Source organism: Melioribacteraceae bacterium (assembly GCA_035362835.1).
Lineage (GTDB): Bacteria > Bacteroidota > Ignavibacteria > Ignavibacteriales > Melioribacteraceae > DSXH01.
Genome location: DAOSDY010000002.1, coordinates 400,328 through 425,495, shown reverse-complemented (window position 1 = coordinate 425,495; position 25,168 = coordinate 400,328). Strand labels below are relative to the sequence as shown.

The window sequence follows — 25,168 nt, the reverse complement described above, 5'->3', positions numbered from 1 at the left end:
ATAACGATCACAGGTAAAATTATCAATGCTTCAGCTCGAATTCAACTTTTTTCTTTATCTTGTCCTGCAAATATTTTTCGTCCTTAATGAATCCCAAAATAAAAAAAAATCGGGCTTTTGAATTAATTATTTTAATTGCAATCTCTATTGCTGCAATTCTCCTATGGGATACATTCGCAGTATATCCGGTTAAACTTCTTGTAGTTCTTTTTCATGAAATTAGTCATGGGTTTGCAGCGATACTTTCCGGCGGTGAAGCAATCTCGCTCGAAATAGGTGCCGACTTAAGCGGAGAGTGCCTAATTTCGGAAGGAAATCCGTTTTTAATTGCTTCATCGGGTTATCTCGGCAGTTTTATTGCCGGCGTAATTCTATTCTATTCGGCCTATAACAGTCGTTTCAGGAATTTTGCGCTTTCGTTTCTTGCCGCGATCCTGATTCTATTTACAATTAATAAAGGGACCGGACAGATATTGCCTGTTCTAACAGCTCTTCTTGTTTTGATTCTGTTTTTTATAATTAAATTCTCGCCGGATATTTTTTCTAATTATTTATTGAAATCCGTGGGTCTAATAAGCTGTTTATATGTGGTTGTTGATATTAAGGAGGATATTTTCTCAGATAGTTCTTCTCTCTCCGACGCAGCGATACTTTCCGGGTTGACAGGAATCGATTCAACAGTCTGGGGCATTATCTGGTTAGCAATTTGTTTTGTGGGGATTTATTTGCTTTTTACTTATGCTTTTAAAACAGGTTCAACTAAATAATTACGACTCCGCTACCGGCTCTTTCACAAAACTTAATATGGCAAGACCTATAATAAAGAAGATACAGATTGTAAGTATTGCGATTCTCTGCTCACCTGTAAAATAACTGACTGTTCCGAAAACAAGCGGCCCTGCAATTGCAGAACTTTTACCAAAGAAGGAATAGAAACCAAAAAATTCGGTCTTTTTGTCAAATGGAGTCAGCCGGGACATAAGGCTTCTGCTTGTAGATTGAGTAGCTCCCATAACACCGCCGGCTAAAAGCCCTACAAAATAAAAACTGTATCTGGTAAGTTCTTCAGTTCCAACTGAAAAACTGCCGGACAATGTTTCTATCAGCAATCCTTTCGGATCACTTGTTACGTAGGCGATAATAATTGTAAAAATCCAGATTGCGAGGGAGAGTATCAGGGCCTTTTTCTGTCCGTACTCGTCTGCAATTACTCCGAAAATCAGCGACCCGATTATAGCTGTAGTCTGAACTATTATAAAGAAAATTATCAGTTCCTCCATAGAGAACTTCAGTGTCGTACTGGCATAATTACCGGAGAAATAGATGACTGTGTTAACACCTTCGATAAAGAAAAAATATGCCAGGAGAAATATTGCAAGATTTTTATAATTCCTTAGATGAGTGATTGTACTAAGGACCCGATCGAAACCGATTCGTAAGTAGGACTGGGTTCTTGCAACTTCCTTGCGGGTATCTTTTAAAAATATAAAAATCGGTATAGCAAAGATCAGGAATATCAAAGCAGCTACCGGGAACGATTCTTTAATAAGATTATTTTTAATAAACGGGAATACGACAGCAAGAGTTGTTAACGAACCGAGATAACCCATAGCAAATCCGTATCCGCTTACCCTACCGTAATTTTTAGGGGCCGTTATTTCTGGAAGGAATGAGTCGTAAAAAACCAGGCCTGCTTCAAATCCGATATTCGCTGTTATGAATAAAAGAAGAGCTGTAAAGACGGTCCCTTCTTCCATAAAAAAAAGAAGTGCAGTGCTTATGATGCAGAGAAGAGTAAAAAAAAGAAGAAATCTTTTTTTACCGGCAGAGTAATCTGCAATTGCACCAAGGATCGGGGATACAATAGCAGTGATCAGCATTGAAACGCTTGTTCCAATACTCCAGTAAAAATCTCCTATCGGTTTGCCGGAGACAACAGTCTGTTTGAAATAAACAGCAAAGAGAAATGTAACAACAACTATGGAATATGATGTGTTTGCAAAATCGAAAAGTGTCCAGATGAAAATTCTGAATTTTTCTTTTGCTCGCGGATCAATTGTTCTTTTTAGTGAGGGATTGGTCAATAAGTCCTCTTCCGGTCTTATTAAGTTTTCCGTTTTGCTTCAGGTCCGATAGAACCGCATCCAGTATACCATTGATAAATTTGTTGCTGTTGGATGTAGAGTAGTCCTTTGCAATTTCAATAACTTCATTTATTGTAACTTTAGGTGGGATATCCGGGAAATTCATCAGTTCTGAGATACCGATTCTTAGCAGGATCCTGTCTATTAATGCAATCCTGTCCATTTCCCAGTTAGAGACCTTTTCCTGAATAAAAGTATCGAGCTGTTTTGTATTGGCAACAACAGTATCAATTAAATTCTTTGCGAACTCAATATCTGCCTGCACAAATAGATCGGATAGAATACCATTAGTAAGGTTTGTTAATCCTTCACCATTCAATTCATAAGCATAAAGAACCTGAAGTGCTTTTTCGCGGAGTAAACGTCTATTTGACTTCTTTGTCATTTTCTTTAAGAACCCTGTAAAACTTGCGGCACAAATCTAAAACGTTGATAATTAAAAACAAACTGGATTAAAAAAAAAATTGAAATAAAACGGGGCCTGGAGGGCCCCATTATTCATAAATATCTTATTGTTTCATTAAATCGCCGATTCTGCCGTAAGTACCGGAATGGGAGGAAAAGATTTTCCGGATGCCGCCGATTTTTTTCAGCCTCTCTTCTGCAAGGTGGTTAGAGGCTGCATGCGAAGGAATCTTCTGTTCGCCGGCAATTTTTAATACAGTTTTAACAATATCATAAATTCCTTCGGCCTGTTTCATAGCTCTATCCTGCCGGTAGCCTTCAAGTTCATTAGCAACATTTATCAATCCGCCTGCATTAATCACATAATCCGGTGCGTACAGAATCCCTTTATCAACCAGCATTTTACCATGTTTATCTTCATCTTCAAGTTGATTATTTGCTCCTCCGGCAATTATTTCCGCTTTAATCCTGGAAATAGACTTATCGTTTATAATGGCTCCCAGCGCATTTGGAGAAAAGATATCGGCGTTTATATCATAGATTTCATCGGGTTTAACTACGTGAGCTTTAATAGTTTCCAGCACCCGCTTTACTTTTTCATCTACAATATCGGTAATATAAATTTCAGCACCTTCACTGTAGAGATGCTCGCAGAGAAATCTCGCAACCTGCCCGGCTCCCTGTACGGCAATTTTCCTTCCGCGCAGGGAATCATTTCCCCATCTTTCATGGGCGCATGCTTTGATTCCAACATAAACACCGTATGCGGTAACCGGAGAAGGATCGCCTGAACCTCCCAGAGCTTTCGAAATGCCGGTAACATACCTGGTTTCCATTCTTACATATTCCATATCTTTCACATTTGTACCAACATCCTCTGCAGTAATATACCTACCGCCTAATCCGTCAATAAATTTTCCGAATGTTCTGAAAAGGAGTTCATTTTTCTGAGTTGCCGAGTCACCTATAATTACTGCCTTTCCGCCGCCAAGATTTAGTCCTGCAACCGCTGCTTTATAAGTCATACCTCTGGATAATCTTAGAACATCATTCAAAGCTTCGTCAAAAGATTTGTAATTCCACATTCTTGTGCCGCCCAGAGCCGGACCTAGAGTAGTATCGTGAATCGCAATTATAGCACGTAGTCCTGATTCCTTATTTGTACAAAAGACAACCTGTTCATGTCCGTACTTTTCCATATCCTCAAATTTTTGCATATTTCTCCTTATTAATTGGAAATTAACAGATGCTATATAGCAAAAAACCAAAATAAAAGTAAAGCAATGCTCTCTCTTGTTCTGTAAAAAAGAGTTTTTTCAAAGGTTAATTTATAATCGGTAGAAATTCCGTCTGCTTCAACATTGAAAAATCGGCATATTTGTAAGGTCCTAGCTAAGTGAAAATCGTCTGATACAATTAATACTTTTGTACTGCTCTTGTTAATCGATTTATCGGATTTTAAAAACTTGATCTGCTCATTAGTAGTTGAAGTCGATTGTTCAACAATCAGATCTTTAAAATCGACCCCGAGATTTGTAAGAAACTTATAAGCCACCTCTGCTTCACTTAATTCACCCGGCGCATTACCCCCGGTTAAAATCAGTTTATCGACCAACTTACTACGGTAGAGGTTCAATCCTTTTCTAATTCTTCCTTCAAAAATAGGGCTCGGTTTATGCTTCTGCCATACAGCAGCCCCCGGAATTAGTGCATACTGATATTTTTCTTTCGAATCGGGCTCGATCGAATATCCGTTTATATTCCAGACATAGAACATAGAGAATAACAATAAAAGAAGGATTGCTAAAATGGATCTGATTATTGTCCTGATTTCAAAATAGTTCTCTATACCAAGCAATATGAATCCCCATACATAAATCAGCGAATAGATCTGGAGGAAGAGAGTGACAATCATTAAAAATCCCGTATAAACCTTCTTTACCGGAAAATTGAAAATAAATTCGTTCGATGCCAGCTTTATGAAATCGAAAAGAATAAATGATACGAAGAGTGATATAAATGAAAGGATCTGGATTACAAGTAGCAGATTAATTCTTTTTTTATCGATCTGCCGTTTAGTAAAAATTATGGCGACTAATCCTGCAACCAGTAAAATAGGAACAATAAGATTAAGGATATTACCGATATAATCCATTCTGTACTCACTTACAGAAAGACCATTCAGCTTATATTTAATAAATGATAAGAATAAAAATGTAACAATACTTATCAGCAATACAAATAGAATTATACCGGTATATTGAAATTTTCTTTTCAATTTGTTTTCTGATTTAAAGGTTTGATCAATATATTGGCGCGGTCATTATCTTCAGAATAAATGACTGAAGACTCAACATTAAAAATTCTCCTGATGTTCGATTCCGACAGGACCTCTTTCCTCGATCCATAAAGCGAGATCTTGCCATCCTCCATGAATGCTACCTTATCCGAATAGATTCCAACGAGATTTAGATCATGCGTAACCGAAATTGCAGTCAGATTCAATTCACTTCTAAGCTTTATGATTAATTCAAAAATAGAAATCTGGTGCTCTATATCGAGATGGGCATTCGGTTCATCAAGAAGAAGCAGTTTTGGTTTCTGAACCAAAGCCCTTGCAATAAATGCCCTTTGAGCCTCACCCCCTGAAATTTCATTAATCCCCTTCCACTTAAGTCCGGAGATTTCCATCATTTCAAGAGCATCATTCACAATTTCTCTGTCCTTTTCAGTTTCAAAACCAAGTGCACCCAGATATGGAGTTCGTCCCATCATAACAATTTCATAAACGGAAAACGGGAAAAGGGTAAATGTAGTTTGCGGTACATAAGCCACCAGTTTAGCATATTCAGTGCGCGGGATTTCACCAATATCGATGCTTGAGAATTGAATACGGCCCTCAGCCGGATTGATAAGTCTTGCAATTAGTTTAAGAAGCGTTGATTTTCCGCAGCCATTGGGACCAATAAGGCTTACGAACTCCCTCTCATTCACAATCCAATTATTCACATCAAGATTAAAAGAAAGATCATTACCGATGTTATTGTAGGAGTATTTAAGGTTTTTTATTTCTAAAAGTGACAATTCCGATATTTTTTTTGGGTAAAGATATTAATAATTAGTTGAATGAAAAACTTCCAAAAAAATACCATAAGAGGGTGGATAACAAAAAAGCGCCTTTCGGCGCTTTTTATTATTGAAGTTTGAAAACCACTGGAATTGAGACCTGAACTCGAACTGATTTACCGCGCTGTTTACCAGGTTTGAATTTTGTCTGCATTACAGCCTGAACTGCAGCTTCATCGCAGCCGGCACCGATACCTTTTATAATTTCAGCTTTAACAACGTCGCCAACTTCATTTACGAAAGCTTTAATAAATACACGTCCCTGAACACCGGCACGTTTAGCGATTTCAGGATAAACAATTTTCTTCTGAATTGCTTCAATTCCACCGATCGGTTCAGGTTGTTCTTCAACGGCTACGAAGAATACAGCTTCATCATCCTCTTCTTTTACTTCCTGTTTTGGTGGCGGAGGAGGAGCTGAAACCTGTTCATTAATATCAATTTCTGTACTGCCGATTGCAATATCTTCAAGTACGTCATCTGAGGGTGCTTCAATAGGAATTGGCGGTTTAGGCGGAGGTGGAGGAGCGCTCTCCTGCTTTGTTTTAACAACATCTTCAACATTTACCAATTCCTGAGGACCTTCCAGTTTGAGTGTCTCTTTTTCAAACTGTGGAAAGAACTTAAAAGCACTGATAATAAGTACTAAAGAGATTATGATGCTTATCTCAAAAATCCTCTGGTATTTCCGTTTTAAATCTGCTTTTGGGTTTTTCTTAAGTGCCACTTTTATCCTCCTTTTATCACCTAAAGGCGATGGCTAACTTAAAAAATGATAGGTGAAATGTCAATTACTACAAAAAATTTTACATTCTTTTTTGAATAAAGTTTCCCATAAAATGTGGTAGATTTTTATGCACTGCCATCAATCTTCTTTATCATAAAAGAAGAGAGTAAAAGACCTGCAAACCCACCGCCAATATCGAACAGCCAATCGTATAGATCACAATACCTGCCGGGTATGAGAAGCTGATGCAATTCATCAAATGCAGCATATAATAGAACAATTACAGAAGTTATTAATTGAACAGACCCCGTTTTTAAACGAAATTTCTTCTGAAATTGAAAACTAAGTCTTAATAAAAATGCCAGAATAAAATAGGCAGTAAAATGTTCAAACTTATCCTGTGCATTAAACAGTTTGGGACGGATTGCAATCGGGATTGATGTAACCGTTAAAAGGAAAAGCCAGTAAACAAATAAAGGCAAATGAATAAAGTAAAACGGATTAGTTTTTATTTTACTGTATAAATGAATCAATAACGAATTTAATTGCATAAGGAATTTTTTCCATTAGGTCTGAGGCTGTATAGCCGAATTCACTTTTTTCGTCAAGCAGAAGATCGGCTGCCAGGCTGTGTAAATAAAGAGCAGATATTAATGATTCCTCAATTTCATTAGTCTGGGAAATGAACCCAGCAATAAATCCGGTAAGTACATCGCCTGTTCCGAACTTTGCCATTCCGGGATTTCCAGCTGAATTAATAAATGCTTCGCCGGAAGGATTAAAAATTATTGAAGGAGCACCTTTCAGCAGAAGGAAGCAATTATTCTCTGCCGCAAAATTCCTCCCTATATTGAGCAGGTCTTTTCTCAAATCGGCTAAGTCAACTGAGATAAGATCAGCAAACTCTTTATGGTGAGGTGTTAGTATTTTCCCTTTGAGATTTACTTTTTTATAGTTTTCCCCGGCAAGAGCAATTATTGCGTCGGCATCAATTACAAACTTTTTATTTTTATAGGATTTCAACAATTCAATTACGGCGTCTTTTGTATCGGGATTTCTACCTAATCCTGGTCCGACGGCAATAACATCAGCCCAGTTCAGTTTTTCCTCTAGTTCCTGAAGATTGTTTAACGAAAAATACCCGTTATTATCATCGTTGTAATCAATTACGATAGAAGCATCCAGCTTCTGTTGTGCAAGTTGTTTTATAGAGCACGGAACGGCAAGGAAGGAAGAACCGGCCCCTGTTTTTAGAACAGTATTGGATGTAAAAAAAGAAGCTCCGGGCATTCCGGACGAACCGGCAATAACCAGAACCTTTCCGGCAGAATACTTATTAATATCAAGTTCCTTTGTTGGGATTCCATAAAATGCATCCTCGGGTTCAATCAGGTATTCGGTAACCGGCAGGTTTCTATAGTACTCCTCACCTATTCCGATATCTCCCTTAATTATGTTTCCGCAGGATGAGTATCCCTTTCCGTAGAAGAGTCCGGATTTGTATTCGGAAAGCGTTACGGTTAAATCGGCGCTGAAGATCAGCTCACCCGCCGAATTGTTAAGGTCCAGTCCGGTTGGCAGATCGACTGCAACCTTAAAAGCATTCAGCTGGTTAAGTTTGGCAACAATTTCCCTATAAGGTTCAGTAAGCTCTCCTCGCGAGCCTGTGCCAAGCATTGCATCAATAATAATATTACAATCCTCAAGAAGTGATAGATCTTTAATGTTTTCGAAGACTATCAGTTTTGACTGGGGATAAAGATTCAAAAGGTTTTTTGTGATTCGGAAATTAATAAGGGCATCCCCTTTTAATTCCTCTTCAGCCCCAAGGGATATTAATTTTACTGTGAATTCATTGTTAAGAAAATGTCTTGCGAGAGCAAATCCATCTCCGCCGTTATTCCCTTTTCCGCAGACAATTCCGACGTTTCTGAAACCGGAATCTGTGTTTGTATTCCCGAGGATAGTTTCAAAAATACTTCTTGCAGCATTCTCCATTAAAATTATACTCGGGATTGCAAGTGTGTTGATAGCAAAGCTATCAGCATCTCTTACCTGTTGTGCAGAATATAATGGTATCATATTCTTCTTGCAGTTTGTTATCCTGAAAGGAAAATAATAAAGAAATCGGTCAATTAAAATTAGAGATTGATTACCGAATTAATGACATTCAGAAGGATATCAGGGAAAATCCCGAATATTAAAACGAGTGCTCCGGAAATGACGACGGCTGATAAACCGGTTGAAGTTATTTCAGGTTGAAAATCCTCGACTGAATCCCTGAAATAGATATAAACAACTACTCTTAAATAGAAATAGACACTAATCATACTCGATATAACACCTGCAATTGCCAGCCAAGTTAAACCGTTTTCGATAGCACCGAGAAACACATAATACTTTCCGAAAAAACCTGCTAATGGTGGAATACCAGCAAGTGCAAACATGAAGAGGGACATCAAAGCGGCAAGCACCGGACTCTTGGAATTCAATCCTGCGAATGAATTGATTTCATTTCTGGAATCGTTTTCACCTTCGATTATCGAAAGGATTGTAAAAGCACCGATATTCATAAAGACATAAGCGGCCAGATAAAATATTATTCCCGCAATACTCTCCTTATTTGCGGCAGCTAATCCTATTGCCATATAGCCGGCATGAGAAATCGATGAGTATGCAAGCATCCTCTTAAGATTATTCTGTGAGATTGCGACGATACTTCCAAACAACATCGATAACAATGCTATTGCCGAAAAATAGGGACGGAATACATTTGGTGCGTTCATAGTGAAGACGGCCGCCAAGGAAATGATAAGAACACTAAAAGCAGCTGTCTTGCCGGTTGTGGACATAAGCCCAGTTACAGTAGTAGCAGAGCCCTGGTAAACATCAGGCACCCACATGTGAAACGGAAATGCCGCTATCTTAAAACTGAAACCGATTAGAAATAAAATGAATCCTGTTATAAACAATAAGTCGGATGATAAGGCTGAAAAATTCTGAGTAATGTAAGAGATACTCAGATTACCCGCGCTTCCGTAAATAAGAGCTATTCCGTAGACAATAAATCCGGTTGCAAAAGATCCAAGCAGAAAATACTTCATCGACGCTTCATTAGCAGATGATTTTCTGCGGTTGAATCCAGCCAGCACATAAAAACAGATCGACATCAGTTCCAGTCCCAGAAATACCATCAGAATATTTTTTGATCCGGCCATAATCATCATTCCAAGAACGGACGATTGAAGCAGAATATAATATTCGCCGAAATTACTGCCGTACTTCTTCAAATAACCGACGGAACTCATTACAATAAGCATCGCGCCGATATTAAAAATAAAATTAAAAATTGCCGGTCTCCCGCCTACCTCTATCATCTCGCCGAAGAGAATAGCACGATTGTAAATCCCGGTTATTGAGATTATTCCCACAGTAAAAAATAGGATAACGGAAAACCAGGGCAGAATCTCTTTCCCCTTCTTCGAAGAAATTTCCAGAATAACGGAAAGGACTATTCCTGTCCCGATAATTAGAAAAGGCAATAACTGGTAGTATTCAATATTAGATGCCGGCATATTTACTCTATGAACAATGTATCTTCGTTAAGTTCGGAAATAATTAATTTATGTTTTTCTTCAATCTGAAGAGCAATTTTTCTGTGATTGACAAAATCGAAAATGTCTTTCCCCTTTTCAACAACTACCAGTTTGATCTTTTCAAATTCAGAAACCACTTCGGACAGAATTTTATAATCGTGGAAATAAATCTCCGTAATTCCGTCGTGGATTTTATAACAAGCTCCCTTATCAGTAGAACTGAAATCCGTAATAATTTCATTTTCGATTACGGCTTTTAGAATCTCGGCCTCGAACGGTAAAAGTATACGGTTTCCGTAATGGAGTCCGCCGGTTTTATTGTTGATCACTTCATTCAATGTTTTCATTTTACACCTTCCCATAATAAACAATGAACCAGAGAATTATAAAGAGCGGCAGAAGAATCGGGATAGAATACTTAATAAGATAACCGAAGAAGCTCGGCATTTTTATACCGGCACGTTCACAAATTGATTTTACCATAAAATTAGGTCCGTTACCGATATATGTCATCGCTCCGAAGAAAACAGCCGCAATTGAGATTGCCTGTAAGTAGAACGGATAGAGTTGAGAGAAATCATGAACCTGCGATTTCAAATTGACATCGTAAGCGTATTTACCTAAGGAAGCACTCAGGAAATTCAGGAATGTAGGGGCATTATCAAGAAAGGCAGATAAAATTCCTGTTGCCCAGTAAAAAATTCCCGGTGTAAGCTGCTGACCGTATAATTTTGCTTCATAAGCTATCAATTGAAGTGCGGGAATCATCGTCGCAAAGATCCCTATAAATAGAAACGCAACTTCCCTTATCGGCTCAAAATTAAATTCGTTCGACTCAAGGATTTTCCGGTCGGCTGTTTTGTATGAGAAATAGACAACCGAGAACATAATAATTTCTCTTATTCCGAACGGAAGAGGCGCAAAACTCGGTACCCAGCTTAAAATCCCGGGATCCAGAAAAACTGAGATCAGAATTATTAAAAGGTAAATCAGATTTTTCCCGCCTCTGAATTCAATTCTGCCGGAATAAATGGCCGTATCCCCGGCTCCCTCTTTATTAAATGAATCAATTACATAGAAAATTGCAAGAACAGCAATAAGCGTCGGCAGCCATATATACCAGATATGTCCGAAGAACCAGAAGAAATCGATGCCTCTCAGGAATCCGAGAAACAAAGGCGGATCACCTATTGGAGTTAATGCCCCGCCGATATTACTAACCGAGAAAATAAAAAATATTACATGATAAGGTTTTATCCTGTCCTTATTAATCTTAATAAAGGGCCGGATCAGCAGCATCGAAGCACCTGTTGTTCCGATTACATTTGCGATTACCGAACCGAATAAAAGTATGACAACATTAAGCAGCGGAGTTGCTTTTTTATCTACTTTAATGAGAATTCCTCCGGTTGCAACAAACAGGGATGCTAGAAGGGCAATAAAAGAAATATACTCGTGTGCTGTGTGCAAAAGGCTATGGGAATCATTAAGAATCAGGAGGTAATACAGAACGGTTATTGAACCTAAGAAAATTGAGACCTTGGGATAGTTTCTTTCCCAGAAATGATGATAGAATAACGGTCCGGTTGCAATCATCAAAAGAAGGATTACAAAGGGAAGTACCATTAATGGTTCTGGGAGCGAATGCTCAATAACTTCAGGACCAGCAGCATAAATATTTACGGAATTAAAAAAGAATAACATACCAAACAATATTTTAGTTAATAGTCTTTTCATATTATCCCATTCTATTTTAGAAAATCAAACGTAAAAGTACTTACATGATGTAAAATTGATCTGGACGATTCTTCGGTAAGACCTAAAAATGTACCAGGGTAGATTCCAATCCAAATAATAAAAATGAAAACAGGAATCAGAACAATTAGTTCCCGAATATTCAGGTCGGATAATTGTTTAGACAATTCAGGATTTTTTACCTCACCGAAAACAACTCTCTGATACATCCAGAGCAGATATACTGCGGCAAAAATAACTCCGCTGGCTGCAAAAACAGTGTACCAGAAACTATTGAGAACCTGTGATTTAAAAGCACCTATAAGAATTAAAAATTCTCCAATAAAACCATTTAGTCCGGGGAGACCTACGGATGAAAGCGAGGCAATCATTAGTGCCGTTGAATAAAGAGGAACCAGTCTCGCGATTCCACCGTAATAAGCAATATCCCGTCTGTGAGTTCTTTCATAGATAATTCCTACTAAGAGGAAGAGTGCCCCGGTAGATAAGCCGTGATTAATCATCTGAATAACGGCCCCCTGCACGGATTCCAGAGTCATTGCAAAAGTACCGAGCACAACAAATCCGAGATGGGATACCGAAGAATAAGCAACGAGTTTTTTTATATCTGTCTGAACCATAGAAACAAGCGCACCGTAAATAATTCCGATTATTGCAAGTACAGAGATCAGCGGCGCGAATTCAACAGCTGACTGAGGAAACAACGGGAGACAGAATCTCAATATTCCGTATGTGCCCATTTTAAGTAGTACCCCGGCAAGAATTACTGAACCTGCAGTCGGCGCTTCAACATGAGCATCCGGAAGCCAAGTATGCAGTGGAAATATGGGAACCTTAATAGCAAAACTGAGGAAAAATGCTCCGAACATCCATCCCTGCACCTGCTGAGGGATTGTGGGACCAACCTTGTACAATTCCAGAAGATTGGTCGTGAAGCTGCCGGTAAGATCTGAAGCATAAACAGCAAGCCAGATTATTGCAACAAGCATCAGCAAACTTCCGACCATAGTATAAATAAAGAATTTTATGGAAGCATAAATGCGTCTCTCCCCTCCCCAGATTCCGATTATAAAGTACATCGGGATCAGCATTGCTTCCCAGAAAATGTAGAACAGAAAGAGATCAAGCGAAATAAATACTCCGAGCATTCCAGCTTCAAGGAAAAGAAGGGAGAACGTAAACATCTTTACATTTTTTTCAATCGATTTCCATGTAGAAAGAAATGTTAGCGGTGTTAAAAATGTTGTAAGCAGAATTAACAGAAGCGAGATTCCATCCGCACCTATATGATAACTTATGTTAAGACTGCTGATCCATAACACCCGGTGAACAAACTGAAATTCCGGATTTGCTTTATCAAAGTTGAAATACACTATCAATGATATAATGAATGCTATAAGGGAAATAATTATACCGGACCACCTGATAAGAGCGACCTGTTCCCTCTTTAGAAACAGGACCAGGATGCTGCCGAGTATCGGGGTGAGGAGAAGGTATGTTAATAGTAAATTCTGTTCCATAAATACTTTTTCTCTTTTGCGACAGTCAAATAATTAACAGATCTAAACTGACAATAGACGCCATTAAAAATCACAAACTCAATATAACCCAGAACAATACGAGCGCAATACCGAGCATCATAATTATTGCATAAAACTGCGCAATTCCATTCTGAATTTTCCGTATAACTCCAGAACCGGCATCAACTAACTTCGCGATACCGTTAACTGCTCCATCAATTACCAGATTGTCTGTAAATTTCCACAATATCTTTTCAGATCCCTTCTGAATCGGTTTGACTACAGTGGATTCGTAAATTTCATCTACAAAATATTTGTTGAACAAAATATTATAGACCGATTTGAACCGGACTGAAATATTATCTGCAATGAACGGTTTCTTTGTATAAATCTGAAACGCCATATAAACAGCAGTAAGGGCTGCAGCTACCGATAAGACCATTAAAAGAATTTCTTCAAAATGAGTATGGGATCCGAACTGATTTAATTTCTCCATCGCAGGTGAATAAACCGGCTCCAGCCAGTTGTGAAAAAGATTTCCATGAACTCCGGAGAATACTTCAGGTATTCCTATATAACCTCCCACTACAGAAAGGAATGCGAGAATCATCAACGGTACTGTCATTACAGAAGGCGATTCATGCGGATGTATATGGTGATGATCGAATCTTTCTTTTCCGTAAAATGTAAGCGATAAAAGCCGGAACATATAGAAAGCCGTCATCATTGCAGTTAATACACCGATCAGCCAGAAAAGAAATCCGCCGTTAGAATACGAGTACCAGAGAATTTCATCTTTGCTGAAGAAACCTGATAAACCGGGAATCCCGGCAATTGCCAGTGATGCAATAAGAAATGTTGCATAAGTACGTGGCATATATTTTTTCAGCCCGCCGTACTTCTGGATATTCTGTTCCTCGTGCATGCCGTGTATTACCGAACCGGCGCCGAGGAATAATAAAGCTTTGAAAAATGCGTGTGTCATTACATGAAATATGGAAGCACTGAAAGCACCTACTCCGGCGGCAAGAAACATATAGCCGAGCTGACTAACGGTAGAATATGCAAGTACCTTTTTAATATCGTTTTGAACCAATCCGATTGTAGCCGCCATGAGAGCGGTTAATAAACCGACAACTGCCACAATCATCATAACAGTCGGAGCCGAAACAAAAATTATTGAAGCTCTGGAAACCATATAGACACCGGCTGTAACCATTGTAGCTGCATGAATAAGAGCGGAAACGGGTGTCGGGCCCGCCATTGCATCCGGAAGCCATACAAAGAGTGGTATCTGTGCCGATTTCCCGGTAGCTCCGATAAAGAGAAAGATGGCAATCAATCCGAAAGTAGATTCCGGAACTGAAAAGGAGGCGGCTTTCTTAAAGACCTCCGTGAAATTGAGGGTGTCGAATGTAAAATAGATAAGAAACATTCCGAGGAGAAATCCGAAATCGCCAATCCTGTTAACTATAAAAGCTTTTTTAGCTGCTTCCGATACTGTCCCTTTTTCAAATTTCCGATCGTACCAGAATCCTATAAGCAGATAAGAGCAGAGACCTACACCTTCCCAGCCCAAAAACAGAACAACAAAATTATCACCAAGAACAAGATTCATCATTGCAAAAATGAAAAGATTCATATACGAAAAGAATCTCCAGAATCCCTTATCTCCATGCATATATCCGATCGAATAGACATGGATAAGGAAACCGACTCCTGTTACAACGAGAGACATTGTGAGAGAGAGTTGATCAACCAGATAAGCAAATTTTATGTTTAATCCGCCGACATTAAGCCATGTAAAAAGTTCTACCGTGTTACTTCTGTTTTCAACAGGCAGGTTCAGTGTTTCCAGAAAAGCAAGTAAGGTTATTACAAATGCGATTCCAACAGTTGAGCTTCCGATAATACCGATTACCTTTTCGTTTTTAATTTTCGAACCGAAAAGCCCGTTGAACAGGAATCCGATTAAAGGAAACAGAACAGTTAAGTATATTAGATTGATCATCCGGCAGTTACCATTTAAAAATATTTATCTCATCAATGTTGACGGTCATTTTATTTCTGAATACTGCTATTATAATCGCAAGTCCTACTGCAGCTTCTGCAGCGGCAACCGTCATTACAAAGAATACAAAAATCTGTCCGACCGGATTCCCTAAATAAGATGAGAATGTGACCAATGTAAGATTAGCAGAATTAAGCATCAGTTCGATGGACATAAATACTACAATCGCATTGCGGCGGATAAGAACTCCTGTAACGCCAACAATAAACATGAATGCGCTTAGAATTAAATAGTATTCAATTGGTATTGAAGACATTTTTTCTCCGGTCTCTCACACTGGACCTTAATACTAAAAAAAGATCATTCAAATTTCTTTTTAGCTAATACCATCGCCCCGATCGTTGCCGAAAGTAATAAAAATCCGGCGACTTCGAACGGGATTATATAGTTCGTATAAAGCTCGCGTCCAATCGTCTCAATTGTACCGGATTCAATACTCTTCAGTTGATCGGGAGTCAGATTATCTGAAGGCGAACCGGCTAAGATTAAATATGCTATCTGAAGAAATACAAAGACCGCGATTAGGAGTGCGAATAATTTAATAGGCCTTTTATCTAAAAATATTTTCGGTTCGTTTTCGGTTCTCAGAAGCATAAGAACAAATAGAAATAGAACCATAATTGCGCCGGCATAAACAATAATCTGTACAACCGAAATAAATTGGGCGTTTAACAAAAGATATAAACCTGCAAGGGCGAAAAAATTCAGGACAAGAAATACAGCACTAATTACCGGATTGGACCGAGTAATCATCATAACTGATGAAACTGCTGCTATCAGCGCCAAGACGGCAAAAAGAATTATTTCAACATTCATTTAAGGTGTATTCCTGTAAATCATTCTTGGGAACGGGATCGCCTCACGCAAATGCTCAAGTCCGCAAATCCAGCTGACTGTTCTTTCCAGCCCCAATCCGAATCCGGAATGCGGGACAGTACCATATCGTCTGAGATCAAGGTACCATTCAAAAAACTGCTGAGGCAGATCATGTTCTTTAATTCTCTCAAGAAGGTAATCTAGATTATCCTCCCTCTGGCTGCCGCCGATAATTTCACCGTATCCTTCCGGTGCAATTACATCAACTGCAAGTGCAACCTTGGGATTTTCAGGATCACGTTTCATATAAAAAGCTTTTACTTCCGAAGGATATCTGTGAATCATTACCGGGCGGTCGAAATCCTCTCCTATCAGAGTTTCATCGGTTCCGCCGAGATCGTTCCCCCACTGGAAATCAACTCCTTTTCTTCTCAGAATTTCAACTGCTTCATCATATGAAATTCTTGGGAACGGCCTCAGGACTTTTTCGAGTTTAGTCGTATCTCGTTCAAGATCTTTCAATTCTTCAGCTCTTTCCTTAAGTACTGTCTGAACTATATATTCAATAAATTCTTCTGCAAGATCCATATTGTCGTTCAAATCATAAAAAGCCATTTCAGGTTCAACCATCCAGAATTCTGTAAGATGTCTGCGTGTCTTAGATTTTTCCGCCCTGAAAGTCGGTCCGAATGTATATACTTTACCGAGCGCCATTGCGCCGCTTTCGGCATAGAGTTGTCCGCTCTGTGTTAAATAAGCTTTTCCTAAATCGAAATATTCCATCTCGAAAAGAGTTGAAGTCCCTTCACATGCACTTGGTGTAATGATAGGCGGATCGAAAAGTGTGAATCCTCTTTCATCAAAAAAGTCGCGGATCGCTTTTACAACACGTGCACGTATCTTAAGTACAGCCACCTGGCGTTTGGATCTAACCCAGAGATGACGGTTATCGATCAGGAATTCGATTCCATGTTCTTTTGGTGTTATCGGGTATTCATGAGCAAGTCCGATAATCTTAAGATCAGTAGCATCGAGTTCAAATCCGCCGACGGCACGCTTCTCTTCACGAATTTTACCTGTAACCTCGAAACTCGATTCCTGCGTGATTTTATCTGCGGAATCGAATATTTCGTCGCTTACATTCCCTTTAAAAACAACAGATTGTACATAACCGGTACCGTCGCGGAGAATTAAAAATTTGATTTTCCCGCTCGACCTTTTATTGTAAAGCCATCCTTTTAGAGTTACTTCTTCTCCAACATGTTTGGAGAGATCTTTGATATAAACTGTAGGTTTCATGATCTGATTTTTTTGTGAAAAATGTAGGGCAAATATAGTTATCAGCAGGTTATAAATGCAAAGAAGCAGATTGATTCCTCTTTTAACCAATGCCGGTCAGATTCAATTAATAATTAAAGAGCAAGACTACTAATGAAAAGTTCTGATCTGATTTTATTATTAAAAAAAGGTTGGTTCAGACTAGGTGTGAAAGCATTAAAATCCGGAGGTATTAATCAGAAGTCGTTTACCGAAAACTTCCTCAAAAAGTCCCTTTCTTCTCTCGAGGCTCCACAATTCAATTTCAGGATTTTTATTCTTTTCGACTTTCAGATTCATTTCAACTCTATTACCTTTTACAATGCATTTAATATCCCTAACAATTCTATTATGAGTCCGGTCGAATGAATCGGCGACTCTTAGGATTGCCGAAAGTTTCCTGATTATTGTCTGAGTCCGCTCCGGAAGCGAAGCAAATTCATCGTGACTCTTCTTAGGATGACTTTTACGATGATATCTGGAAGTATGAGCTATAATACTGATTTCATTATCATTGAAGCCAAGAAGCTCGCTGTTGCGAATAATATAGTAGCTGTGATGATGATGATTAGTATGGGCAATATGATAACCGATATCGTGCAGAATTGATGAGGCTTCAAGATATTCTCGGCAATAATCTTCAAGTCCGTGCACCGATTTTAATGCGTCAAAAATTTTTAAAGCAAATTTTGAGATATACCTGCAATGGTCCACATCATACCGGCACGATTCCGCAATCTGCTTAACACTCTCTCTCCGGATATCGGCCAGGTTAGGTTTTGTAGATCCGTTAATATGTTTTTTCTGTAGCGAATCGATAATTATTCCTTCGCGGAGCGCATAACCGGAAATTGTCATTTTTTTTATTTCGAATAGATCGAAGATAGTTGAGAGAATAATAATTCCCGCGGGTATTATATCGGCCCGTTTTTCATCAAGCCCTGGAATTTTCTTTCTGCTTTCAACCGATTTACTGGAAAGAATTTTCCTCTCAATCTCTTTCAATTCAGCTGCACTGAACTCAAAATTATTCAGTATTACCTGGGACGAAGCCGAACCCTTTCTCATAGCCTGAATCATCAGACCTGCCGCCATTATCGTTCCGGAAGAACCAGCACAAATATTGAATCCTTCCTTCTTAATTAATTCGGACACGTGGTAAATCTCCCCTTCCACCCACTTTCTGCAATTCTTAATTCCTTTATTTGTCAGTTCATAATCAGGAAAGAATTTCTGAGCCAGTCTGACAGCACCGATTTTAAGGCTTACAGTCTCAATTGTTTTACCTCTGAAACCGACTACGAACTCAGTACTGCCTCCGCCGATATCAAAGACCATTGCCTTCTTATTAAATAACGGAACTGCCTTCAGGATACCAAGATAGATCAACCGGGCCTCTTCATATCCGCTTATTACTTCGATTTCAATATTTGTTTCTTTATATATTCTGCTGAGAAACTCATTTTTATTATGTGACTCCCGGACAGCACTTGTTGCAACAGCACGTACAGGAGCATTGTGAGAATCGGCAATTCCTTTAAATCGTTTTAGTGTTGTGATTGCCCTATCCAACGCTTCCGGTTTAATCAGCTTTATATCCCCAATGCTTCCTTCACCTAACCGGATCATCTCCTTTTCACGATCTATTATCTCGAAATTCCCATCGTCCTTAACTTTTACAACAATCAGATGGAAGGAATTCGTACCAACATCTATTGCTGCCATATTAGGATAATTCTTCTGCAAGACCATTATTTCCCGAGTATATTTTTTGTCATCTGAAAAACTTCATCAACTGAAATATCATTCATAAGTTCGGACTTTCTGATAAAGAATTTATTGTTGCCGAAAGGAGCCCAGTTGAATGGATTCGTTGGTCCGAAAAGAGAGATCTGAGGAGTAGCGGTAGCACCTGCTACATGCATAACACCTGTATCGTTAGTAATGAATAATGTGCTTGAGGCAACCAGCGCAGCAAGTTGTGAAATTGGCCTGTCTGTAAAAAAATTAGTTTTGGGAAGGTTTATACGAAAATATTCCAGAATTTCTTTATCAGCCCTGCTTCCTGTAATATAAAATACAGAATTCAATTCTGACGTTCCCCTCTTTATTAATTCAATGAAATTTTCAAGAGGCCATCTGTTCTGAGGTTTACCCGCACCCGGATGAATTCCGATCAGGATTTTTCCTTCACCCCCGATTTTTTTGATGAAATCCGCTGCAAAATATTTATCCTTTTCATCAAACGAGATTTGAGACTGATAATTCCTGGTCCTTATTCCGGCAGGACGTATAATATCAAGTATAAAATCCGATACGTGAGCATCGGGATTTTTTTTCCAGTTAAGATCAATTCTGTAATTAAAAACATAACTCATCTGGTTCATAGCGCCGTCGAGCGACCTGGGTCCAACTTTTATCCTTGATCTGGAGAGTCCTGCCAGAAGGCAACTTGTTGTAGAAATTGCTACAGTAGCAGGAACAATAGCCAGGTCGTAACTATTGCGTAATTTTTTATAGAGCTGAAATAGGTAAAACGGATTATAGAGTTTACTTTTATTATAGACAAAGAGATCATCAATCAGAGGATTTTTTGTGAGTGCAAAATAGTTTTCAGGGCTGGCAATAAGTGTAATTGTACTTGAAGGGTAAGTCTCTTTTATTGCTCTGAATAGCGAGACACTTGCGAGCATATCACCAAACTGATTATGCTGTCTTACTACAAGAAATTTTGCGGGTGATTCCTGCTGCCAATAGTGAAGTTCTTCGGCTGATAATAATTTCTCTAGGAATGAACTGATTCTGTTTTTGATTTTCTTTTGAAATGACATCAGGATCTATTCTTAAAATTATCCGCCTCGGAATTTGTTATGTCTTCGTACTCGGCATCGATTACATCTTCTTTTTTAATATTATACTTCGATTTGTATGCTTTAAATGTTGAGCGCGGTTTCTCCTTTGTCTTGCTTCCGGTAACCAGACTCAGAATATTCTTTGCCGTACGGATTACAAGATAAAAAAGAAGTCCCCATAATATTATCCTTAGCAATCCCATCTAAACTTTTACCTCCGGGTTGAAATACTCAATAAATCCCCTGTCCTCCCTGAAAATCTGCATATACAATTCCTCGAAATCCTCCTCGCGGTTTACAAAATCGATCTCAGTTGTATTTACAATAAGAAGCGGAGTGTTATTGTACTTAAAGAAGAAATTATTATACGACTCCGAAAGCTCTGCCAGGTAACCCCTGGTAAGATTTTTTTCTATCTTCCTGCCTCTGCTCTTAACATTGGAAACCAGTCTGTCGATACTAGATTGAAGAAAAATCACAAGATCGGGTTTAGGAATATCGCGTTCGAGAAGAGGGAAAATACTTTCATAGAGTTTTATTTCCTCACCAGAAAGGTTAAGGTATGCGAAGATCTTATCCTTTTCGAAAATATAATCGGAAACAATATACTTTGAGAAGAGTTCCTGCTGATTCAGCTGCTGCTGCTGTTTGTATCTGTTGATAAGGAAGAACATCTGAGTTTGGAATGCATAGCGCTTCCTGTCGTCATAAAATTTTTCCAGGAACGGATTCTCTTCAAACTCTTCAAGGATAAGGTTTGACCCGAGTTTATCAGAAAGTTTTTGGGCTAGTGTTGTTTTTCCCGCCCCGATAACCCCTTCAATTGCTATATATCTTATTTCCGGCATTCTTTTATTAAATTAATTTGAAATCGAATTTTGCGAAAACGTGTTTTTCAATCTGCTCAAGATTAATTTCCATTAATCTCTTATTAATCACCGGGTGACTAAAACCGGGTGCAATCTCAATTAACGGGAGAATAACAAAATCTCTTTTTAATATTTCAGTATGCGGAATAACCAGATTCTTTTTATCATAAATTAACTGATTATAGAAAAGAATATCAATATCAATCTCGCGAGGCCCCCATTTTTTATCGGCCACCTTCCTGCCAAGTCCGGTCTCGATCATTTTAAGAAATCCGAATAATTCCTCCGGACTGTACCCGGTGCTAATCTCAATAGCCGCGTTAAGAAAATCCGGCTGCTCAACATTTCCCAACGGACTCGATTCATATACAGCCGACACTTTAATAACATTACAATTAGGTGAGTCGTTAATCTTATCAATTGCCTTTATAAGAAAACCGAGACGGTCACCTTTATTGGAACCAAGACCGAGATAGATCCTATTTTCCATTTTCTTTTACAACTTCTGCTTCAACATAATCCAGTACACCACCCACAGGTACATGATGTTTACGTACTCGAACGGCAATTTTAGAAATTGTTTTATACTTACCAAGTAATCCGTCCGCAATTACAGTAGCAAGTGTCTCAATCAGATAATATTTTTTCCCATGAACTATTTTATTTATGTATTTATACACTTCATCATAGTTTATAGTCAGTTTGAGGTCGTCCTTTTCAGCTGCTTTTGAAAAGTCTGTATAAATATCTAAATCCGCTTCGAAAACGCCGCCGATTGTCTGTTCCTCCTCGAGAGCACCGTGATATGCATAAAAAGTCGCATTTTTTATTCTGATGATGTTTATCATGACTTAAACAATCTCTTTCCTGATTTAAAAAAATTAATAAGCCCGTGTAAATTAGCAAATAAAATTCCGATAAGCACCATTGTGCTTCCGGCAAGTGTCTGAAGCGTAAATTTTTCATTGAGTACGAGCCAGCCAAGAATAACTGCTACAATCGGAGTAATAAATGTAGACAAGGATAAAATTACCAGGTTCATTCTCTTAAGCAGCCAGTAATATGTTGTAAATGTAAGAAGGGTTCCGAAAAACGCGAGATAGAGGACTGAACCGATCGCCATCCGGTCGAATCTCCAGGTGGAGATATCCTCGAATAGAAAAGCCGTGAAGATCATAATAATTCCTGCAATAAGGAGCGGCACGAAATTCATCGACAGCGGATTTAAGTGGCTTCCCCATTTTTTTATTGTAACCGCAATTCCGGCCTGCATAGTTGCGCTTATCAGAACAGCGAGCATACCAAGAAAATTATTGGAAAGATCTATATTTAATCCTTCCGAGAAGATTACAATAATTCCGCCGAAACCGAGAAGAACCCCAGCAATCTGGTTAAAGGTTATTTTATTATCAGGAATGGCAATTCTGGAAAAGATTAATACACCAAACGGCATTACCGCAAATATTATTGACGCTAATCCCGATGGAATAAACTGCTCTGCCCAATATACAAGTCCGAATGGAATAATGAACGAAAAGAAGCCCATTACTAAGTAAAGAACAACCGATCGTTTATCCTTCTGCAATTCTGCATTTCTGAATTTCATAAGTACAAATACTAAAAAGGAAGCAATTAGAAATCGTATTCCGGCTGAAATTACAGGAGTAAGAGATTCCAGTCCTATCCGAATTGCTAACCATGTAGAGCCCCAGAGCAAACATATGAGAATAAAACCGGAAGCAATTTTATATTTTTCTGACAAAATCATTTCTCCTTCAATGCAATAACACCAAACATTCTTCCCGAATTATTTCCATCTCTTCTGTAGGAATGCAAAAGAACTTTTTCCTTAAAAGTACAAAGCCGGGACATTTCAATATTTTCAGGAGGTATGCCATGAGTCAATAACATATCAAAGTTTGCCAGCGGGACATCCAGGTAAATCCTGCCATCCTTAAATAGAAGATATTTCTGATCGAAGAGAAGTGCAACATCTTTACCTACTTCATAATTCTCCTGAGAAATTGATGGCCCTAAAAATACATAGAGATTTTTCGGTTTACTTTTAAAGTGAAAACTGAGGTTACTCAAAACTTTTTTTAAGATTCTTTTTTGAGTTCCCTTCCAACCTGAATGAACACCGGCAATTATCTTATTCTCCTTATCATAAATGAAAATTGGGGTACAGTCTGCGGCAGAGATTGCAAGTCCTATTCCGTAATAACGAGTTATAAGTGCATCGCTTTCGCCAAGCAATCCGGGTTTCTCAACAAATTTGATAATATCGCTGTGAACCTGCCGCTGGAAAGCTATTTGAGATGTTGAAAGTCCGAGCCGGTTGAAAAAATATTCACGGTTTTGTTTTACTTTTTCTGGATCATCTCCAACCGTTAAAGAGAGGTTGAAAAAAAACGGTGGAACTGAATCGGGGCCAATTTTAGTTGAGAAACCAAAAATAATTTCTTTGAATTGTTTAAAGAGATTACTGACAATTATTTTCATTGAAATACTTTCTAAAAAAAATTCCCTCCCGAATTGGGAGGGATTAGAATATATCAGATGTTTTTAAGAGATTCGTCTAGATCGAACAGAATATCATCGGGATTTTCGAGGCCGATAGCAAGTCTTATTCCTCCCGGATCGATTCCGCGAATTTCCAGTTCTTCAGGCGGAACGACCGAATGTGTCATTGATGCAGGATGTTCAATTAATGTTCTTGTGTGCCCGAGAGAAACAGCAAGAGTCATCGTGTATGCCTTATCCGCCACATAATCCATAAATCTTTTTCCAATCTCTCTTGTTTCGATCGGATTATTTCCTTTTAGAACAAAATAGATCATACTTCCTGGTGCAAAATTCCCGTTGAAATCGATCATCTGCTTCTTTGCGATTTCATGATATTTAAAGCCGGGCAGGCCGGGATAATTAACAAAATCAACTTTAGGATGTGAATTTAAAAATTCAGCAATACGTGTTGCGCTATTAATCTGATGACGCTGTCTAACTGCAAGGCTCGGCAAACCGTAAGTTAAAATGGACCAGGCATTTTTTGCGCTGAGAACCGCACCGAAATCTTTTCTGTAAAGCTGAATCATGTCCTGGAATTTTTTCTTCCCGATTACTATTCCACCCATATCGGTTCCGAAACCGCCGATCCCTTTTGTAAGAGAGTGAATAACAAAGTCAGCTCCAAATTCAATCGGCCGCTGACAGAAAGGCGTGGCAAAAGTATTATCGATTACAATATAGATCTGATCATTTTCTTTTCTGTTCTTATTAAATTGATCAACAACCGTTCGAACAGCATTAATATCGATAATACCCATGTTTGGATTTGCCGGTGTTTCGAAATAAATAACTTTTGTCTTCTCAGTAATTGAATTCCGGACTAGATTAATATCGGTTAAATCGATCGGACTCCATTTGATATTATATCTCGGATACCAGTTTTTTAGAAGAGAGAATGTGCAGCCGTAAAGAGTTTTATGCGTAATTATTTCATCACCAGAGATTGTGAGAACACCAAGCGCAGCAGAAATAGCTCCCATTCCGCTGGCAAAACTGACTGCCATCTCGCCTTTTTCGATGTATGCAAGATTCTCCTCGAGCATATCCTTATTCGGTTCTCCGAGCCGGTCGTATATGAAAATCGGAGCAGCACCGCCGAACTTTTCAACGTTGGCAAATTGAATAAATCCCTGCGCTCCTCTATCAACAGAATCGAGTCTGAATGTTGTTGAAGAAGAAATAGGTGCAGTAACGTGATGCGAATAATCCCATTTGTCACTCACATTCTTTCCGTAGATTAGGTGAGTATCCATCGAATACCTGGTATCATCAACCATATTCACCGGTGATTTTTCATTCTTTTTTTCTGACATAGTATACCTCCCGAATTTTGCATATGAAAATTACAGATTAATTGGAACGTAGAAAATGGAAAACTTCGTACGAAGAATAAAAATTGAAT

The 25,168-nt window shown here is 38.6% G+C and carries 26 protein-coding genes; 1 reads left to right on the top strand and 25 read right to left on the bottom strand.

Annotation, left to right across the window (positions count from 1 at the left end):
• Positions 1 to 86: 86 nt before the first annotated feature.
• Positions 87 to 767: a M50 family metallopeptidase gene (locus PLZ15_09055; GenBank protein HOI29892.1), complete on the top strand. Its 681-nt coding sequence runs from the start codon at positions 87 to 89 to the stop codon at positions 765 to 767.
• Here PLZ15_09055 and PLZ15_09050 read toward each other — a convergent pair whose 3' ends face one another.
• From PLZ15_09050 to PLZ15_08930, 25 genes are all read right to left on the bottom strand, one after another.
• Positions 768 to 2,084, bottom strand: coding sequence for an MFS transporter (locus PLZ15_09050; GenBank protein HOI29891.1), 1,317 nt, complete (start codon positions 2,082 to 2,084; stop codon positions 768 to 770).
• Entirely contained in the window at positions 2,053 to 2,529 is a 477-nt protein-coding gene (gene nusB, locus PLZ15_09045; GenBank protein ID HOI29890.1) for a transcription antitermination factor NusB, read from the bottom strand. Before nusB ends, PLZ15_09050 begins: the two co-directional genes overlap by 32 nt.
• A 124-nt stretch (positions 2,530 to 2,653) precedes the next feature.
• Positions 2,654 to 3,766, bottom strand: coding sequence for a Glu/Leu/Phe/Val dehydrogenase (locus tag PLZ15_09040; GenBank protein ID HOI29889.1), 1,113 nt, complete (start codon positions 3,764 to 3,766; stop codon positions 2,654 to 2,656).
• Between the two features lie 32 nt (positions 3,767 to 3,798).
• Positions 3,799 to 4,827, bottom strand: a complete 1,029-nt coding sequence (locus tag PLZ15_09035) for a YdcF family protein (GenBank protein ID HOI29888.1) — start codon at positions 4,825 to 4,827, stop codon at positions 3,799 to 3,801.
• Entirely contained in the window at positions 4,824 to 5,633 is an 810-nt protein-coding gene (locus PLZ15_09030; GenBank protein HOI29887.1) for an ABC transporter ATP-binding protein, read from the bottom strand. Before PLZ15_09030 ends, PLZ15_09035 begins: the two co-directional genes overlap by 4 nt.
• Positions 5,634 to 5,742: 109 nt before the next feature.
• Complete coding sequence (locus PLZ15_09025; GenBank protein HOI29886.1) at positions 5,743 to 6,402, bottom strand: energy transducer TonB; 660 nt, start codon at positions 6,400 to 6,402, stop codon at positions 5,743 to 5,745.
• 125 nt (positions 6,403 to 6,527) lie between these two features.
• The gene (locus PLZ15_09020; GenBank protein HOI29885.1) at positions 6,528 to 6,953 is read right to left on the bottom strand and encodes a VanZ family protein; all 426 of its coding nucleotides are present in this window, start codon (positions 6,951 to 6,953) and stop codon (positions 6,528 to 6,530) included.
• Positions 6,916 to 8,484, bottom strand: coding sequence for an NAD(P)H-hydrate dehydratase (locus tag PLZ15_09015; GenBank protein ID HOI29884.1), 1,569 nt, complete (start codon positions 8,482 to 8,484; stop codon positions 6,916 to 6,918). Before PLZ15_09015 ends, PLZ15_09020 begins: the two co-directional genes overlap by 38 nt.
• 59 nt (positions 8,485 to 8,543) lie before the next feature.
• Positions 8,544 to 9,977: an NADH-quinone oxidoreductase subunit N gene (locus tag PLZ15_09010; protein HOI29883.1), complete on the bottom strand. Its 1,434-nt coding sequence runs from the start codon at positions 9,975 to 9,977 to the stop codon at positions 8,544 to 8,546.
• Between the two features lie 2 nt (positions 9,978 to 9,979).
• Complete coding sequence (locus PLZ15_09005; GenBank protein HOI29882.1) at positions 9,980 to 10,345, bottom strand: hypothetical protein; 366 nt, start codon at positions 10,343 to 10,345, stop codon at positions 9,980 to 9,982.
• Position 10,346: 1 nt separating this feature from the next.
• Positions 10,347 to 11,735, bottom strand: coding sequence for a sodium:proton antiporter (locus PLZ15_09000; GenBank protein HOI29881.1), 1,389 nt, complete (start codon positions 11,733 to 11,735; stop codon positions 10,347 to 10,349).
• Between the two features lie 11 nt (positions 11,736 to 11,746).
• Positions 11,747 to 13,273 carry an NADH-quinone oxidoreductase subunit M gene (locus PLZ15_08995; GenBank protein HOI29880.1) on the bottom strand — a complete coding sequence of 509 codons (1,527 nt, stop codon included), beginning with the start codon at positions 13,271 to 13,273 and terminating at the stop codon, positions 11,747 to 11,749.
• Between the two features lie 70 nt (positions 13,274 to 13,343).
• Complete coding sequence (gene nuoL / locus PLZ15_08990; GenBank protein ID HOI29879.1) at positions 13,344 to 15,284, bottom strand: NADH-quinone oxidoreductase subunit L; 1,941 nt, start codon at positions 15,282 to 15,284, stop codon at positions 13,344 to 13,346.
• A 7-nt stretch (positions 15,285 to 15,291) separates the two neighbouring features.
• Positions 15,292 to 15,600 (bottom strand): NADH-quinone oxidoreductase subunit NuoK, encoded by a 309-nt coding sequence (gene nuoK, locus PLZ15_08985; protein ID HOI29878.1) that lies wholly within the window; start codon positions 15,598 to 15,600, stop codon positions 15,292 to 15,294.
• A 44-nt stretch (positions 15,601 to 15,644) separates the two neighbouring features.
• Positions 15,645 to 16,160: an NADH-quinone oxidoreductase subunit J gene (locus PLZ15_08980; protein ID HOI29877.1), complete on the bottom strand. Its 516-nt coding sequence runs from the start codon at positions 16,158 to 16,160 to the stop codon at positions 15,645 to 15,647.
• Positions 16,161 to 17,459: an asparagine--tRNA ligase gene (gene asnS / locus PLZ15_08975; GenBank protein HOI29876.1), complete on the bottom strand. Its 1,299-nt coding sequence runs from the start codon at positions 17,457 to 17,459 to the stop codon at positions 16,161 to 16,163.
• Between the two features lie 195 nt (positions 17,460 to 17,654).
• Positions 17,655 to 19,229 carry a Ppx/GppA phosphatase family protein gene (locus PLZ15_08970; protein ID HOI29875.1) on the bottom strand — a complete coding sequence of 525 codons (1,575 nt, stop codon included), beginning with the start codon at positions 19,227 to 19,229 and terminating at the stop codon, positions 17,655 to 17,657.
• Positions 19,229 to 20,308, bottom strand: a complete 1,080-nt coding sequence (locus tag PLZ15_08965; GenBank protein HOI29874.1) for a glycosyltransferase family 9 protein — start codon at positions 20,306 to 20,308, stop codon at positions 19,229 to 19,231. Before PLZ15_08965 ends, PLZ15_08970 begins: the two co-directional genes overlap by 1 nt.
• Positions 20,308 to 20,532, bottom strand: coding sequence for a hypothetical protein (locus PLZ15_08960; protein ID HOI29873.1), 225 nt, complete (start codon positions 20,530 to 20,532; stop codon positions 20,308 to 20,310). The genes PLZ15_08965 and PLZ15_08960 overlap by 1 nt, the downstream gene beginning before the upstream one ends.
• Positions 20,533 to 21,177 (bottom strand): deoxynucleoside kinase, encoded by a 645-nt coding sequence (locus PLZ15_08955; GenBank protein ID HOI29872.1) that lies wholly within the window; start codon positions 21,175 to 21,177, stop codon positions 20,533 to 20,535.
• A 7-nt stretch (positions 21,178 to 21,184) separates the two neighbouring features.
• The gene (gene folK / locus PLZ15_08950; GenBank protein ID HOI29871.1) at positions 21,185 to 21,688 is read right to left on the bottom strand and encodes a 2-amino-4-hydroxy-6-hydroxymethyldihydropteridine diphosphokinase; all 504 of its coding nucleotides are present in this window, start codon (positions 21,686 to 21,688) and stop codon (positions 21,185 to 21,187) included.
• Positions 21,678 to 22,046 (bottom strand): dihydroneopterin aldolase, encoded by a 369-nt coding sequence (gene folB / locus PLZ15_08945; GenBank protein HOI29870.1) that lies wholly within the window; start codon positions 22,044 to 22,046, stop codon positions 21,678 to 21,680. The genes folK and folB overlap by 11 nt, the downstream gene beginning before the upstream one ends.
• A complete protein-coding gene (locus PLZ15_08940) occupies positions 22,043 to 22,966 on the bottom strand; it encodes an EamA family transporter (GenBank protein HOI29869.1) in 924 nt (307 codons plus the stop codon). The genes folB and PLZ15_08940 overlap by 4 nt, the downstream gene beginning before the upstream one ends.
• Positions 22,963 to 23,700 carry a peptidoglycan editing factor PgeF gene (pgeF, locus tag PLZ15_08935; GenBank protein HOI29868.1) on the bottom strand — a complete coding sequence of 246 codons (738 nt, stop codon included), beginning with the start codon at positions 23,698 to 23,700 and terminating at the stop codon, positions 22,963 to 22,965. The genes PLZ15_08940 and pgeF overlap by 4 nt, the downstream gene beginning before the upstream one ends.
• Positions 23,701 to 23,753: 53 nt before the next feature.
• On the bottom strand, positions 23,754 to 25,079 hold the full coding sequence (locus tag PLZ15_08930) for an aminotransferase class I/II-fold pyridoxal phosphate-dependent enzyme (protein HOI29867.1): 1,326 nt from the start codon (positions 25,077 to 25,079) through the stop codon (positions 23,754 to 23,756).
• Between the last annotated feature and the right edge of the window lie 89 nt (positions 25,080 to 25,168).

What these genes read in the sequence shown, in the direction of transcription:
- PLZ15_09055 (HOI29892.1), top strand. Translation starts at nt 87, where the DNA reads ATGAATCCCAAAATAAAAAAAAATCGGGCTTTTGAATTAATTATTTTA.
- nusB (HOI29890.1), bottom strand. Translation starts at nt 2,529, where the DNA reads ATGACAAAGAAGTCAAATAGACGTTTACTCCGCGAAAAAGCACTTCAG.
- PLZ15_09040 (HOI29889.1), bottom strand. Translation starts at nt 3,766, where the DNA reads ATGCAAAAATTTGAGGATATGGAAAAGTACGGACATGAACAGGTTGTC.
- PLZ15_09020 (HOI29885.1), bottom strand. Translation starts at nt 6,953, where the DNA reads ATGCAATTAAATTCGTTATTGATTCATTTATACAGTAAAATAAAAACT.
- PLZ15_09015 (HOI29884.1), bottom strand. Translation starts at nt 8,484, where the DNA reads ATGATACCATTATATTCTGCACAACAGGTAAGAGATGCTGATAGCTTT.
- PLZ15_09010 (HOI29883.1), bottom strand. Translation starts at nt 9,977, where the DNA reads ATGCCGGCATCTAATATTGAATACTACCAGTTATTGCCTTTTCTAATT.
- PLZ15_09005 (HOI29882.1), bottom strand. Translation starts at nt 10,345, where the DNA reads ATGAAAACATTGAATGAAGTGATCAACAATAAAACCGGCGGACTCCAT.
- PLZ15_09000 (HOI29881.1), bottom strand. Translation starts at nt 11,735, where the DNA reads ATGAAAAGACTATTAACTAAAATATTGTTTGGTATGTTATTCTTTTTT.
- PLZ15_08995 (HOI29880.1), bottom strand. Translation starts at nt 13,273, where the DNA reads ATGGAACAGAATTTACTATTAACATACCTTCTCCTCACCCCGATACTC.
- nuoL (HOI29879.1), bottom strand. Translation starts at nt 15,284, where the DNA reads ATGATCAATCTAATATACTTAACTGTTCTGTTTCCTTTAATCGGATTC.
- nuoK (HOI29878.1), bottom strand. Translation starts at nt 15,600, where the DNA reads ATGTCTTCAATACCAATTGAATACTATTTAATTCTAAGCGCATTCATG.
- PLZ15_08980 (HOI29877.1), bottom strand. Translation starts at nt 16,160, where the DNA reads ATGAATGTTGAAATAATTCTTTTTGCCGTCTTGGCGCTGATAGCAGCA.
- asnS (HOI29876.1), bottom strand. Translation starts at nt 17,459, where the DNA reads ATGAAACCTACAGTTTATATCAAAGATCTCTCCAAACATGTTGGAGAA.
- PLZ15_08970 (HOI29875.1), bottom strand. Translation starts at nt 19,229, where the DNA reads ATGGTCTTGCAGAAGAATTATCCTAATATGGCAGCAATAGATGTTGGT.
- PLZ15_08965 (HOI29874.1), bottom strand. Translation starts at nt 20,308, where the DNA reads ATGTCATTTCAAAAGAAAATCAAAAACAGAATCAGTTCATTCCTAGAG.
- PLZ15_08960 (HOI29873.1), bottom strand. Translation starts at nt 20,532, where the DNA reads ATGGGATTGCTAAGGATAATATTATGGGGACTTCTTTTTTATCTTGTA.
- PLZ15_08955 (HOI29872.1), bottom strand. Translation starts at nt 21,177, where the DNA reads ATGCCGGAAATAAGATATATAGCAATTGAAGGGGTTATCGGGGCGGGA.
- folK (HOI29871.1), bottom strand. Translation starts at nt 21,688, where the DNA reads ATGGAAAATAGGATCTATCTCGGTCTTGGTTCCAATAAAGGTGACCGT.
- folB (HOI29870.1), bottom strand. Translation starts at nt 22,046, where the DNA reads ATGATAAACATCATCAGAATAAAAAATGCGACTTTTTATGCATATCAC.
- PLZ15_08940 (HOI29869.1), bottom strand. Translation starts at nt 22,966, where the DNA reads ATGATTTTGTCAGAAAAATATAAAATTGCTTCCGGTTTTATTCTCATA.
- pgeF (HOI29868.1), bottom strand. Translation starts at nt 23,700, where the DNA reads ATGAAAATAATTGTCAGTAATCTCTTTAAACAATTCAAAGAAATTATT.
- PLZ15_08930 (HOI29867.1), bottom strand. Translation starts at nt 25,079, where the DNA reads ATGTCAGAAAAAAAGAATGAAAAATCACCGGTGAATATGGTTGATGAT.